The sequence below is a fragment of the Roseovarius sp. THAF8 genome (assembly GCF_009363735.1).
GTDB lineage: Bacteria > Pseudomonadota > Alphaproteobacteria > Rhodobacterales > Rhodobacteraceae > Roseovarius.
In genome coordinates this window covers 1,746,308-1,759,269 of sequence record NZ_CP045410.1, presented here as the reverse complement: position 1 = coordinate 1,759,269, position 12,962 = coordinate 1,746,308, and the positions used below count along the sequence as shown (strand labels likewise).

13 protein-coding genes are annotated in these 12,962 nt (G+C 62.1%); 9 read left to right on the top strand and 4 right to left on the bottom strand.

The genetic code is table 11. The annotated features are described in order from the left end of the window. Positions 1-82: 82 nt before the first annotated feature. Together FIU85_RS08625 and FIU85_RS08620 are read left to right on the top strand one after the other, a co-directional pair. Positions 83-1,270 carry a site-specific integrase gene (locus FIU85_RS08625; RefSeq protein WP_172978835.1) on the top strand — a complete coding sequence of 396 codons (1,188 nt, stop codon included), beginning with the start codon at positions 83-85 and terminating at the stop codon, positions 1,268-1,270. Between the two features lie 437 nt (positions 1,271-1,707). Beyond that, positions 1,708-1,992: a hypothetical protein gene (locus FIU85_RS08620; RefSeq protein ID WP_152496589.1), complete on the top strand. Its 285-nt coding sequence runs from the start codon at positions 1,708-1,710 to the stop codon at positions 1,990-1,992. Here the strand turns inward: FIU85_RS08620 and FIU85_RS08615 are convergent. Continuing rightward, positions 1,982-2,260 (bottom strand): hypothetical protein, encoded by a 279-nt coding sequence (locus tag FIU85_RS08615; RefSeq protein ID WP_152496588.1) that lies wholly within the window; start codon positions 2,258-2,260, stop codon positions 1,982-1,984. The two genes, FIU85_RS08620 and FIU85_RS08615, sit on opposite strands and share 11 nt — an antisense overlap. A 37-nt stretch (positions 2,261-2,297) precedes the next feature. Between FIU85_RS08615 and FIU85_RS08610 the strand changes: the two genes are divergently transcribed. Both FIU85_RS08610 and FIU85_RS08605 read left to right on the top strand, forming a co-directional pair. After that, positions 2,298-2,726 carry a branched-chain amino acid ABC transporter permease gene (locus FIU85_RS08610; RefSeq protein ID WP_152496587.1) on the top strand — a complete coding sequence of 143 codons (429 nt, stop codon included), beginning with the start codon at positions 2,298-2,300 and terminating at the stop codon, positions 2,724-2,726. Continuing rightward, complete coding sequence (locus FIU85_RS08605) at positions 2,723-3,439, top strand: ATP-binding cassette domain-containing protein (RefSeq protein WP_152496586.1); 717 nt, start codon at positions 2,723-2,725, stop codon at positions 3,437-3,439. The genes FIU85_RS08610 and FIU85_RS08605 overlap by 4 nt, the downstream gene beginning before the upstream one ends. Positions 3,440-3,579: 140 nt before the next feature. Here the strand turns inward: FIU85_RS08605 and FIU85_RS08600 are convergent, their stop codons facing one another. Next, complete coding sequence (locus tag FIU85_RS08600; RefSeq protein ID WP_152496585.1) at positions 3,580-3,942, bottom strand: cupin domain-containing protein; 363 nt, start codon at positions 3,940-3,942, stop codon at positions 3,580-3,582. A gap of 123 nt (positions 3,943-4,065) precedes the next feature. After that, positions 4,066-4,953 carry a LysR family transcriptional regulator gene (locus FIU85_RS08595; RefSeq protein WP_152496584.1) on the bottom strand — a complete coding sequence of 296 codons (888 nt, stop codon included), beginning with the start codon at positions 4,951-4,953 and terminating at the stop codon, positions 4,066-4,068. A gap of 92 nt (positions 4,954-5,045) precedes the next feature. Here FIU85_RS08595 and FIU85_RS08590 point away from each other — a divergent pair, with 92 nt between their 5' ends. Genes FIU85_RS08590 through FIU85_RS08570 form a run of 5 tightly spaced genes read left to right on the top strand, consistent with a single transcriptional unit; the run spans position 5,046 to position 11,753 of the window. Continuing rightward, complete coding sequence (locus FIU85_RS08590) at positions 5,046-6,245, top strand: pyridoxal phosphate-dependent aminotransferase (protein WP_152496583.1); 1,200 nt, start codon at positions 5,046-5,048, stop codon at positions 6,243-6,245. Further along, positions 6,242-7,744, top strand: coding sequence for an aldehyde dehydrogenase family protein (locus FIU85_RS08585; protein ID WP_152491137.1), 1,503 nt, complete (start codon positions 6,242-6,244; stop codon positions 7,742-7,744). The genes FIU85_RS08590 and FIU85_RS08585 overlap by 4 nt, the downstream gene beginning before the upstream one ends. Continuing rightward, on the top strand, positions 7,741-9,009 hold the full coding sequence (locus FIU85_RS08580; protein WP_152496582.1) for an FAD-binding oxidoreductase: 1,269 nt from the start codon (positions 7,741-7,743) through the stop codon (positions 9,007-9,009). Before FIU85_RS08585 ends, FIU85_RS08580 begins: the two co-directional genes overlap by 4 nt. An 18-nt stretch (positions 9,010-9,027) precedes the next feature. Then, positions 9,028-10,389, top strand: coding sequence for a VOC family protein (locus FIU85_RS08575; protein ID WP_152496581.1), 1,362 nt, complete (start codon positions 9,028-9,030; stop codon positions 10,387-10,389). Further along, positions 10,386-11,753 (top strand): FAD-binding oxidoreductase, encoded by a 1,368-nt coding sequence (locus FIU85_RS08570; RefSeq protein ID WP_152496580.1) that lies wholly within the window; start codon positions 10,386-10,388, stop codon positions 11,751-11,753. Before FIU85_RS08575 ends, FIU85_RS08570 begins: the two co-directional genes overlap by 4 nt. A 242-nt stretch (positions 11,754-11,995) precedes the next feature. Here FIU85_RS08570 and FIU85_RS08565 read toward each other — a convergent pair whose 3' ends face one another. Then, on the bottom strand, positions 11,996-12,871 hold the full coding sequence (locus FIU85_RS08565; protein ID WP_172978834.1) for an alpha-1,2-fucosyltransferase: 876 nt from the start codon (positions 12,869-12,871) through the stop codon (positions 11,996-11,998). Positions 12,872-12,962: the final 91 nt, after the last annotated feature.

Sequence of the window (12,962 nt, the reverse complement as noted above, 5' to 3'; positions counted from 1 at the left end):
CCCATCCTCGTGAGATCACGGTAGTTGTCAAAGGGCGTCAGAAGGACTATCACTGTCCGATATGCGGAATCAGGAGTGGAAAATGGCTCACATAACTAAGAAAATGGTGAAGTCGAAAGGGGGGTCGAAACGCAAGGTGTTTGCGGCGCGTTGGAAGGGTGCGGACGGACGAAAACACGAAAAGATTTTCGACCGCAAGAAGGATGCAGATGCCCACCTTGAATCAGTCAAGCCCGTTCCTGCTGCATTCGAGCGCACATTCTTTGGAGGTGATAAGCTTTATCCAGAAGTCGCGCTAGAATATCTGGACGCGCTTCGAGGACCAGAAGACGGTTCCGATCCAATCGGTGACCAAACCTATCGGACGTACTTAAACTATCTCAGGTATTCGGCGCGTGCTCTGAAGAGCTTTCCGCTCGCGGATATTGACGAAGAGACAATGCAACACGTCAGAGCCTTCTGCGTCCGCAATACGAAATCAACGCGGGCTGCGAGTGAGGCATTCCGGCTCTGTAAGGCGGTAATGGGGTTTGCCGAAGAGGAGCGCTACATCGGCCACGCGCCGGGGCAGAAATTGAAGATCAGGCAAAGTCGATCCGACAGGATGCAGGGCCGCATCCGTCGCGCTGACCACGTCTACACACCAGAAGAGGTTCGAGCGCTTTTGGTCGCGGCGGACGCGCTGTCAGAAGACCCTCAACCACAGCGGCGACAAGCTTGGGTTGCATATCGCGCGCTGGCCTACTTCCTCGCGTATACAGGTGCGCGGATTTCAGAGGCGCGGGGGTTTCCCCGGTCGGACTTTATTCAAAGTCAACAGATCGTCCGGATACGGCAGAAGGCTACGGAAGGAGGGGCGATTGAGCATCCGAAGAGCGCTGACGGCATCCGTGACATACCTCTGCACCCTAACCTAGTAGAGCCAATGCAAGCCGCCATGCGTGCCCACAAGCGCGACATTGTATTTTCGACGCGCGATGGGAAGCCGCTCGAACTTAGGAACCTCTACAATCGTATGTGGAAGCCGCTTCTGGCCAAGGCGAACGAACTGGCGTCGGATGAAAGCAATGGTCTGCCCAATGTCCGCGAAGGGGGTTTTCACGCCCTGCGCCACGCCTACGCGTCGCGTCTGATTGCAGCCAATGTGGACCTGAAAAGGCTTCAGGTGTGGATGGGTCACCATGACCCTGCGTACACCGTGAAGCAGTACGGTCACCTATTCGAAGACAAGGCGGCTGACGCCGCGTTGATGGAAAAAATAGCTATATAAGAGTGGAAAATGGGGTGGAAAAATAAAATCATACATGTATTAAGTAATTGATTAAAATATCTAATATTCAACTCAGACATGCGTCATCATAATCCGCGTGTCGGGGGTTCAAGTCCCTCCTCCGCTACCAAATTCTCCATGCACGTATCAGAAAGCTGATGATAAGCCGGTATGGTCGTTCCGTCCGGCCTGTGGCCGTCGGCTTTCGACGCTTTCAGACGGAGCGATGTTTCAGCAATCGGCGTGGGGTATCGCCCATTATATGGCGCGAATTGCAGCGACCGCCAAGTATCTGCGGTCGCCGCCTTTATCCTGAAATGCTTGCCGTAAGAACTCGCTACACATGTCAGGCGCCGCGATTCTCTGCTGGGCAAAAAGAGACACGAGAACGTCGGAATTGCGCCTCTGCCACAATCCGCCCACAAGGCGCTTCCGACATGGAAGCCGTCTCGCCCGCGGCCCTGACCGTTTCATTCCGACCATTGGTTTTCGCCCTGTCCACGAATGCTTGTGCAGTTCGTCAGATATGTGAAAAATCCGGCATGCCGAATGAACTTCCACCCCATACCAGGGATCTTGCGAAAGGTCTGCCGAGCGAGGCCCTGACCCGGCTGTTCGGCGAGTTGGCCGCGCTGGATGCCCAGGTTGGCGAGCGGACGTTTTCCGAGACCGTCGTGACCTGGGTGCGACGCTGGATTCCGAAGGTCGGTTTCACTGTTTGAATTCGAAGCCGGGATGCAGCCACGGACGCTTTTCAGCCATGCTCCCGGCCATGATCCGAACATGGTTGAATACACCAACGGGATATACGTGCTCGACCCGATGTACAGCCTGTTCGCGGAAGATCGGTTCTTCGGTACGGTGCTGCTGGACCTTGCGGGCAGCAAGGACCGCGAGATGCCGGAGACCTTTGCGCGCTACTGGATCAAGGTGTCGGCCGACCACGAAATCGGCACGCTGATGGAGATCGGCCCCGACCGCTGTGCGCATCTGTCGATCTACGTATCGCTGGGGGACAAGGTCCAGGATGCGTGCGGGCCACACGGGCAAGGTGCTGACCGCGATCCAGTGCAACGAGACCCGGGCGCAGTCGCTTGGCTACGACACGTCGGCGGAACTGCTGAAGGCGCTGATGCTGTCGGCGGGCATTGCCGGGCTTGCCGGTGCGCTTTACGCCGCCACATCCGGCATCGTGGTTCCCGACCTGGTAGGGCTGCTGCTTTCGACCGAGGTGATCATGTGGGTCGTCGTCGGCGGGCGCGGCACGCTGGTGGGGCCGGTGGTCGGCACCTTCCTGGTGATGCGGTTTCAGCAGGAGGTTTCGTCGGTCAGCGCCGCCTTGTGGCCGCTGGTCGTGGGTGTCGGCTTCGTCATCCTGGTCTTTACCGCGCCGAACGGGCTGTTGCCCTGGCTGGGCCGGATGGGGTGCAGGCTGACGGGGGGGCGCACGTCATGACCGAAGCCGCCCTCGAAACCCGTCATCTGGCGGTGAGCTTTGGTGGGGTGCGCGCCACGCGCGATGTCTCGTTCTCGGTCGCGCCGAAGGAGCTGGTCGCGATCATCGGGCCGAACGGCGCAGGAAAGTCGACGTTGCTGAACCTTATCACCGGCGTCCTCGAGCCCGACAGTGGGCAGGTCCTGACCGCCGGAAAGGACATCACGGGCTGGAAGCCGCATCACATCGTGCGCGCGGGGATCGGGCGCAAGTTCCAGGTGCCCAGTACCTTCGACGATCTGAGCGTGCGCGAGAACATCGAAGTCTCGGTGAACGGTCCCGGTGCCGCGCGGGGCGGCGGCATGAATGTCGACACCGTTCTGGAGCGTGTCGGCATGACGGGCAAGGCCGACACGTTGGCCTGCAACCTGTCGCACGGGCACCGCCAGTGGCTGGAGATCGGCATGGTGCTGGCGCTTCGCCCTCGAGTGCTGCTGCTGGATGAGCCGACGGCCGGCATGACCCCGGAGGAGACCGCCCGGACGGCCGAGATCGCGCGCGACGTCGCGCAGGTCTGCAGCGTCGTGGCGATCGAGCACGACATGAGTTTCGTGCGCGCGCTGAATTGCCGGACCGTCGTGCTGCACCAGGGCGCGCTGCTGCGGGATTCCGATTTCCAGACCATCTCGGAGGATGAGGAGGTGCGCGACATCTACCTGGGGAGGCACACATGATCCTGTCGGCACGGGACCTGACCGGCGGGTACGGCCTTTGCGCGCGAAGGAAATCGGTGGGTCCGATGTCTTATCTGGCGGAGTGCGCCGAACTGCGCGGCACGGGGTGACGCAGACGTGTGAAAACGAAAGAACGCCTGTCAGCCGGGCGAGAACTTCAACAGCACCAGAGCGCCCGACTTGCTGCCTGCGGTGTGCATGGTGCCCGGTGCGCGGATGATGAGGTCGCCCGGCACATAGCTGTTCTCGTCATCGTAGAAAGACCCTTCCAGCACGTAGATTTCCTCGACCGTTTCATGTGCGTGCGCTTCGGAAAACGCGCCCGGGGCAATTTTCATCAGCATTGTCATATCGCCCGACGAGGATTCGTAGAGGGGTTTCGTTTCGAATCCCTGGGTGCCGGTTTCCTGCCAATCCAGGGCGGACTGGTTCAGATAGGCCGTGCCGGAAGCAGGGCGGTCCAGAGTTGCGGCGGTCCCTGTCGGCTGGAATTGGTCTGCCATGCGTGTATCCCGTTTGCTGTGGTTCGAAGAACGCTACTGAAGGGCGGGTGAAACATCAAATGTTGCGGCAGATTTTCCGCCCGCATCGAAGAGCTGCACCAGGCCGGTGCGCGCCGGCGCATCTCAGTGTTTCACTTCTGCCAGCCAGTTCACGAACAGGTCCCGGGGTTGATGGTTCGGTTCATCCTTGGGCCAGACGAAATAGTAGGTGCCGATGCTGGTTTTGCTTTCCGACCAAAGCGCCACCAGTTTGCCATCCTGCAATTCGTTTTCGACCAGGTAGGTCGGCAACAGTGCCGCGCCCATGTCGTGAATCGCGGCCTGGATCATCGAAGCGAACTGATCGAAGAGCATTCCGGCAGGGCATTTGAGGTCTTCTCCGAGCGCCCTGGCCCAGTTTTCCCACGCGTCCGGGCGTGTGTCGAGGTGGAGAAGCGGTAACGAGAACACGTCGCTCACCGTGGTGCCGCGAAGTGTTCCGGCCACTTTCGGCGATGCCACGGGGACGACATATTCGCGCATGAGTTCGTGGTAGGCCACGTCGGACCAGTCCTTCTGGCCGAAATGGATGGCGCCGTGAAAGGGTTCGGCGGCGAAATCGAAAGGTCTCAGCCTGGTGCTGAGGTTCACGGTGACCTCGGGGTGACGCGCCACGAAATCGGGGAGTTTCGGGGCCAGCCAGCGGACGCCGAAGGCCGGGAGCATCGCGATGTTGAGCTGCCCCCCTGCGGGATTTGCCTTGAGGCGCAGGCTTGCCGTTCCGATCTGGTCCAGCGCGGCCCTGACCTGGGTGCAATAGGTCCGCGCGGCCGGCAGGAACTTGATGCTTTTCTTGTCGCGCATGAAGAGCGGGGTTTCGAGGTACTCCTCGAGAAGTTTAAGCTGGCGGCTGACGGCGCTTTGGGTCACGCCCAGTTCAAGGCCGGTCTGCGTGACATTTCCCGTCCGCTCGAAGGACTCCAGAGCGCGCAGCGCGGACATCGGGGGCAGGAAACGCTTTGGGTTGGGCATGGGTATGAGGCTTTCGCATGACTTATACGATAATTTCGTTTCACATACCGGCTCGCTCCATGTCAAACACCGCCTTGAATCAGGAGCGGTTTATGCTGAAAAAAGCTGAGAGAATCGATGGAATGGCGCTTTCGGAGATTGTTGCGATCTCCGAGGAGGCCGCGCGTCTGCGTGCCCAAGGGCATGACGTTTTGGCATTAAGTACGGGGGAACCCGACTTTCCGACGCCGCCCCACATTTGCGACGCGGCTTACAGGGCGATGCAGGAGGGCCAGACGCGTTACCCGCCCACCGCCGGCACCGCAGCGCTGCGCGCCGCCATTGCCGAGAAGGCAGGGGCCGAGCCGGGCAATGTCATTGTCGCCACCGGCGCGAAACAGGTGCTGGCCGACATGTTCCTGGCCACGCTAAACGTCGGGGATGAGGTCATCGTGCCGGCGCCGTACTGGACGAGCTATTCCGACATCGTCGCCTTGTCGGGCGGTGAAACGGTCCTTGTGCGATGCGGGGCCGAGGCGGGGTTCAAGATGACGCCGGCGCAGCTCGAGGCCGCGATCACGCCGCGCACGCGCTGGGTGCTGCTCAATTCGCCGTCGAACCCCTCGGGCGCTGTCTATACCGCCGCCGAACTGGCCGCCCTCGGAAAAGTCCTGGCGCGGCATCCCCATGTCTGGATTGCCTCCGACGAGATTTACGACCTGATCTGCTATGTGCCCTTTACCTCGTTCCGCGAGGCCTGCCCCGATCTGGCAGGGCGCACCATCGTGATCAACGGCGTGTCGAAAGCCCATGCCATGACAGGCTGGCGGATCGGCTGGGGCATTGCGCCGGCGGATCTGGTCAAGGCCATGCTGACCGTGCAGGGGCAGATAACATCGGGCGCCTGTTCGATCGCGCAGGCCGCCGCATTGGAAGCGGTCACGGGGAAGCAGAGTCATATCCAGGAGCGCCGGGACGCGTTCCGCGACCGCCGCGATTTCGTGGTGGCCGCGCTTGATGCCATTCCCGGGATTTCCTGCCCGATGCCAGACGGGGCCTTCTACGTTTTCCCGTCCTGCGAGGCGGTGCTTGGGCAAGTCAAACCGGACGGAAAGCTGCTGGAGACGGATGCGGACTTCTGCGCCTACGTTCTGGCTGCCACGGGGCTTGCCATCGTGCCCGGCCGGGCCTTCGGGTTGCCCGGGCATTTCCGTCTTTCCTACGCCTACGCGCGCGCCGATCTCGAGGATGGTTGCGCACGTCTGAACCGGGCCGTCGCCGGCCTGATCCCGAACCAAAGGACAGCTTCATGAAATATCAAGACATTCTCGACGCCTGCGGCCTGACGGCCGCGCAAACCACCGGCGGTACGCTTTCGGTCACCACGCCTGTGGATGGCAGCGAAATCGCCCGGGTTCCGATGCACACGGTGGCCGACGCGGACGCCGCCATCGCCAAGGGCGTCGAGGCGTTCAACGCGTGGCGCAAGGTGCCGGCGCCGCGGCGCGGGGAACTGGTGCGTCTTCTGGGCGAAGAGCTGCGCCGCGAAAAGGAGAACCTTGGCCGCCTCGTGTCGCTGGAATGCGGCAAGATCTACCAGGAGGGACTGGGCGAGGTTCAGGAGATGATCGACATCTGTGACTTCGCGGTCGGCCTGTCGCGGCAGCTTTACGGTCTGACCATCGCGTCGGAGCGTCCGGGCCACTCCATGCGCGAAACCTGGCATCCGCTGGGGGTTTGCGGGGTCATCACCGCGTTCAACTTCCCGGCCGCGCCTTGGTGCTGGAATGCCGCGCTCGCACTGGTGTGCGGCGATCCCGTTCTTGCCAAGCCGTCGGAAAAGACGCCGCTGACCCAGCTTGCAATCCAGGAAATCTGCGACCGGGCCATGAAGGCATTCGGCGACGATGCGCCCGACGGCCTGATCCAGAGCCTGATCGGCGAGCGTGACCTGGGCGAGGTTCTGACTGCGTCCAGCGATGTTGCGATCATCTCGGCCACGGGGTCCGTGCCCATGGGCAAGGCGGTCGCGGCGGATATGTCCAAGCGTCTGGGCAAGACGATCCTCGAACTGGGCGGAAACAACGCGATGATCGTGGCCCCGTCTGCGGATCTGGAAATGGCCGTGCGGGCGATTGTCTTTTCGGCCGTCGGCACCGCGGGTCAACGCTGCACGTCGCTGCGCCGGCTGATCGTTCACGAAGACATCTACGACGAGCTGATCCCGCGTCTGACCAAGGTCTATGAAGGGCTTTCCATCGGCAGCCCGCTGGACCAGGGCACTCTTGTCGGTCCTCTTATCGACGCAGTCGCGATGACGGCGATGGAAAAGGCGCTGGAACAGGCCAAGGCGGAAGGCGGCACCGTGCATGGCGGTGGTCGGGCGCTGACGGACCAGTACCCCGATGCGGCCTATGCGGCGCCAGCCATCGTCGAGATGCCGGAGCAGAGCGGGATCGTGCACACGGAAACCTTTGCGCCCATCCTTTACGTGGTGAAGTACAAGGACCTCGATGAGGCCATCGGGATGCAGAATGCCGTGCCGCAGGGGCTGTCCTCGTGCATCTTTTCGACCGATGTGCGCGAGACCGAGCATTTCCTGTCGGCCCAGGGGTCTGACTGTGGCATCGCCAACGTCAATATCGGCCCGTCCGGTGCGGAAATCGGCGGGGCGTTCGGCGGTGAAAAGGAAACCGGGGGCGGTCGCGAAAGCGGATCGGACGCGTGGCGCGCCTACATGCGCCGTCAGACCAGCACGGTGAACTACTCGCGCGAACTTCCCCTGGCGCAGGGCATTTCGTTCGAGATATGACACACGCCCCGCGCCTGGACAGCCTGTGGTCCGAAACGGCCCCCGAACGGACCCGCTACGCGCCTTTGAGCGAGTCGATCACCGTCGATGTCGTGGTGATCGGCGGCGGGTTCACCGGGGTGTCGGCGGCCTATCACCTGGCCGCCGGGGGCGCTTCGGTGGCGCTCCTGGAGGCGCGGACGATCGGGTTCGGCGGGTCGGGGCGCAATGTGGGGCTTGTCAACGCCGGGCTCTGGACGCCGCCCGATGAGGTGGAAGGGAAGATCGGAAAGACCACCGGCAGGCAGCTGAACGAATTGCTGGCTGGTGGGCCTTCGACCGTGTTCGACCTGATCGAAAAGCACCAGATCCGGTGTGAGGCGACGCGGCGGGGCACGCTGCACTGTGCCCACTCGCAGGCCGGTCTGCGCGACCTGGAAAACCGCTTTGCCCAGCAGGAGGCACGGGGCGCGCCGGTCAAGCTGCTCGATGCCGCCGAAACCGCGCGGCGCATTGGCAGCGCGGCTTACTGCGGCGCGCTCTGGGATGGACGGGCCGGTACCATCCAGCCCCTGGCCTATGTTCAGGGACTGGCCAGCGCGGCAGAGGGGCAGGGGGCGCGGATATTCGAGGACACAAGCGCCCTGAGCATGACGGAGACCGGCGAGGGCTGGACCGTCCGAACGGCAGAAGGCGAGGTTCGTGCGGTCCGGCTTATCCAGGCGACCAATGCTTATGGCGCGGGCGCGGCGGACGATAACGCGATCATCCCTGCGCATTTCTTCCAGTTGGCCACGGCGCCCCTGCCGGACGACCTGCGGCACAGCATCCTGGCTGGCGGCGAAGGGTGTTGGGACACGGCGTTGGTCATGTCGGCCTTCCGCCTTGACCAGGCGGGGCGGATGATCTTTGGCGCGCTCGGCAATCTGGAGGGGTTCGGTGGGGCATTTCACCGCGGATGGGCGCACCGCAAGCTGTCCAGGCTGTTCCCCCAGTTGAAGGATATTCCGTTCGAACAGGAATGGACCGGCCGCATCGCGATGACCGGAACCCACCTGCCGCGCATCGAACGCCGTGGAAAGACCGGCATCTCCATCTTCGGCTACAGCGGGCGGGGCATCTGCCCCGGGACGCTGTTTGGCAGGGCCGCTGCGGACTGGGCGCTTGGCACTGGTGACCTGCCGTTGCCGATCTGCGATCCGCAATCCGAAAGCTACGCCGCCGTCAAGGGTCTCTACTTCGAGACAGGCGCGACTCTTACCCATTTTACCAACGGGCGCTTCTAGGCGCAGAAGGACGAAAAGATGACCGTATCCCCAAACCAGATCCGTGCCGATTTTTCCGCGGCGATGTCGGAAATGTACCGCAAGGAGGTGCCCGCCTACGGCACGCTTGTCGAGATCGTGGAGACCGTGAACGCGGATGTGCTGGATCGCGACGACAACGCGCTGGCGCTGACCCCGGGCGAAGACACGAACCGGATCAGCGCGGAGCGCCATGGTGCGATCCGGCTGGGCACCGCGGAAGAGCTTGCCATGATGGGACGCGTCTTTGCCGTCATGGGGATGGAGCCGGTCGGATACTACGATCTTTCGGTCGCGTCGGTGCCGGTTCACTCCACGGCATTCCGTCCGATTGGCCGTGATGCCCTTGCCGAGAACCCGTTTCGCGTTTTCACCTCTCTTCTGCGGCTGGAGTTGATCGAGGATGACACTTTGCGCGACAAGGCCGCCGCCACGCTGGCGCGTCGGCAAATCTTCACGGACGGCGCTGTCGCCCTGACCGAGAAGGCCGGAGCCGAAGGGGGGCTGGATAGCGCGGATGCCGCACGTTTCGTGGCCGAGGTGCTGGAGACGTTCCGCTGGCACCCGGAGGCCTGTGTCGACGATGCCACCTTTGCAGAGTTGATCGGCGCCCATCGCCTGATCGCCGACGTGGTCTCGTTCAAGGGGCCGCACATCAACCACCTGACGCCCCGGACGCTGGACATCGACGCGGCCCAGGCCCAGATGGTGGCCAAGGGCCTGCCGGCCAAGGCCATCGTGGAAGGCCCGCCGCGGCGCGACTGCCCGATCCTGCTCAGGCAGACGGCGTTCAAGGCGCTGAATGAAGCGATCCGCTTTCCCGTGGACGGCGGGTGGGAAGAGGGGCAGCACACCGCCCGGTTCGGCGAGATCGAACAGCGTGGCGTGGCGCTGACACCGAAGGGGCGCGCGCTCTATGACAGCTTGCTGGCGGAGGTGCGTGCGGACATCCTGCCCGCCGCCGACGGGTCGAATGCGGAGGACTACGTGGCCAGGCTTGCAGAGGGTTTTGCGGCCTTCCCCGACACCTGGCGCGAATTGCACGATCGTGACCTTGCCTATTTCAAGTACGGCATTGGGCAAGGCGCCGCGACGGGCGAGGATCTTGACGCGCTGCTGGACGCGGGTGCGCTGACGATCAGCCCGATAATCTATGAAGATTTCCTGCCGGTCAGCGCGGCGGGGATCTTCCAGTCGAACCTTGGCGACGAGGCCCGCAGTGGTAACCAGACCGCGTCGAGCCGCGAGGCGTTCGAAGCGGCCCTCGGCAAGCGCGTCACCGATGAATTCGAGCTTTACGAGGCGATGCGGGCGGCCTCCTATACTGCGGCGCTGGAACAGTTGAACACGAGCGCGGCATGATGCTGCCCGACGGCATCAGGGCAATCACCGCGCCAGCGGAGATGGCCGCGTACCTGCGAGGCGTCCGCGGGGAGATCGGGACCAGCCCCGTGGTCCTGCTGCCGGAAAGGACGGAGGAGGTGGCGCAGTGCATGCGCCATCTTAAGGCGACCGACACGCCTTTTGTCGCGCAGTCGGGCAACACTGGCCTGGTCGGTGCGTCGGTCCCCGATGAAACCGGCACCCAGGCTGTTCTCAGCCTGTCGCGCCTGCGCGAGACCTTCGATCTGGACGTTGCCAACCGCTCGCTTCGGGTCAGCGCCGGCTTTCGACTGTCGGAGGTCAATGACCGCCTGGCGGAGCATGGGCTGTTCTTTCCCATCGACCTCGGCTCGGACCCCATGATCGGGGGCATGGTGGCGACCAACACCGGCGGCGGGCGTTTCCTGCGCTACGGGGATGTGCGTCGCAATACGCTTGGGCTTACGGTGGTGTCGCAGGGCGAGGTGCTGCGGCTTGGCAGCCCTGTGCGCAAGGACAACACCGGCCCGGACTGGAAGCAGATGCACATCGGAAGCTGCGGCTGGTTCGGCATCATTACCGAGGCGATCCTGAACGTCGAGCCTGTCGTTGCCGAACAGGCCACCGCTCTTGTCGTGCCGTCCTGCGATGCTGCGATGCTGACCTTGCTGCGCCATCTGGAACTGCGCGTCGGGCCTTTGTTGTCCGCATTCGAATTCATGTCGCGTGCCGCAATGGTGCATAGCTTCGACCATGCGCCATCCGTGAAGAACCCGTTCGCCAGAGGCGAGATCCCGGAAACCGCCCTGCTGATCGAGCTTTCCCGCCCCACCAAGGCCCCCTGGGACACGCCGTTGGACGAGGTTCTAGAAGCCGTGCTGTCCGAAGCGTGGGACCTGCCCGAGGCGCCGTTGGAGGACGCACTGTTCGGCCGGCCCGAGGAAATCTGGGCGCTGCGCCATGCGCTGTCGGAAGGGGTGAAAGCGGCAGGGCCGCTGATCGCCTTTGACCTTGGGTTCACTCGGGACAAGGTGATCGCTTTCCGAACCGAGATGACCCGCAAACTGGCCGAGGACTTTGCGATGATGGAGGTTTGCGATTTCGGCCACCTGGGCGACGGCGGTCTTCATTTCAACCTGGTGAAAACCGATGGTGCGGTGGACGGGGCCTTCGAACAAGAGCTGCGGGATTATGTTGTGGACCATGCCGTGACTGCGTTCGGCGGATCATTTAGCGCGGAGCATGGGATCGGCCCGAAGAACATCAGGTACCTGGAAAGAGAAAGGCGTATCAGCGGGCTTGCGGAAGCGGATTTGGCATGTGGGGGATGGTCTGCACTACGGACTGACGGCTTGCAAGCTTAAGTCCCATAGGCGCTGACGTCAGACACGCGATGACGCAGATCGGACTCGATCCGACGGACCCGTTCCCGGACGGCTTCACCCTATCCGATACCTGGGGCGGATGACATGGCGGCGGAGCTGAAAGCACGTGACGGACAGTGGGCAGCCATGGCCACTGTCGTGTCGCGGCGCTGTTGAGAGGCGTTGTTTGCGGCATAGACTTACGGTCTGCAGGGCACAGGCAGCACGGCCTAAGTGATTTCCTAAACGTCCAAGACGGTAACGTTTTTGTCGTCTTTTCTGAAAAGAGCGTGGGAGCTTGGCTCGACAATCAGGCGGGACGGATCTCCGAGTAACCTGGCGTATTTCCCAAAGGCTCCTTGCGAGCTGACAAATGACTGGCAGCGGGACATGAGATACAAGTCCACGAAGCCCCGGTCTGAACCGTTGTTGTCAACAACGACGTAAGAGGTTTCAGGTCCCAGGCTTCTGCCGATATTCTGTTTCACCCAGTTCGGCTCGTCCGAGAAGAAATAGTACGTCGTATCTTCATGTCTGGCGTCAACTTCAGCGAGGGCTCTTTTGAAGTAATCCGGACCCAAGGCCTTGCCGTAGTGCTGATGATCATTCGAAAGATCCCCTCGACGAACATGGACACCGCACGTGTTGGGCTCTCGCTTGATCTGCTCCAGCAGTTCCAGGTCTTCATTCGAGAAGTAGGAAGCGTCGGGTGCAAAGCTTTCGGACAGAAGTTTCTGGTGTTTGACGACCAGCTTCCAGCGGTCATAGAAACCGCCGAGATACGCGGGTGCCATGACTGTCGTTGGGTCCCCCGCCGTAAAGTTGTTCAATTTTTTCAGAATAGTTCTTTCGAACTTCGAAGCCTCAACAAGGTTCAGGGAGGGAAAAGCCTTTGGGAAATCGAGATTTCTCGGGAACCGGCCATTCAGGTCCATGCCGTTGGATCTGAACCATGAGTTGTCGAATTTAACGTCGTACCCTGAGCCAGCTAACTCGTGACCAAGCGCCCAAAAACCGATCTGGCTGGCCAGCCCGCCTTCATTGCGAATGACGACGAGGTTGTCTTCGGCAAATAACTTGCCTAGCGCGTTGAGCATGTGTCGGCGGATGGTTGTCATGGAACTCTTGTTAACCCTCAGGTCCTGTAGTTTGAAGGGTTGTCCGGATATCCAGGACCTGGAAAGCGGACTGGTCAAATGGACGTCATGC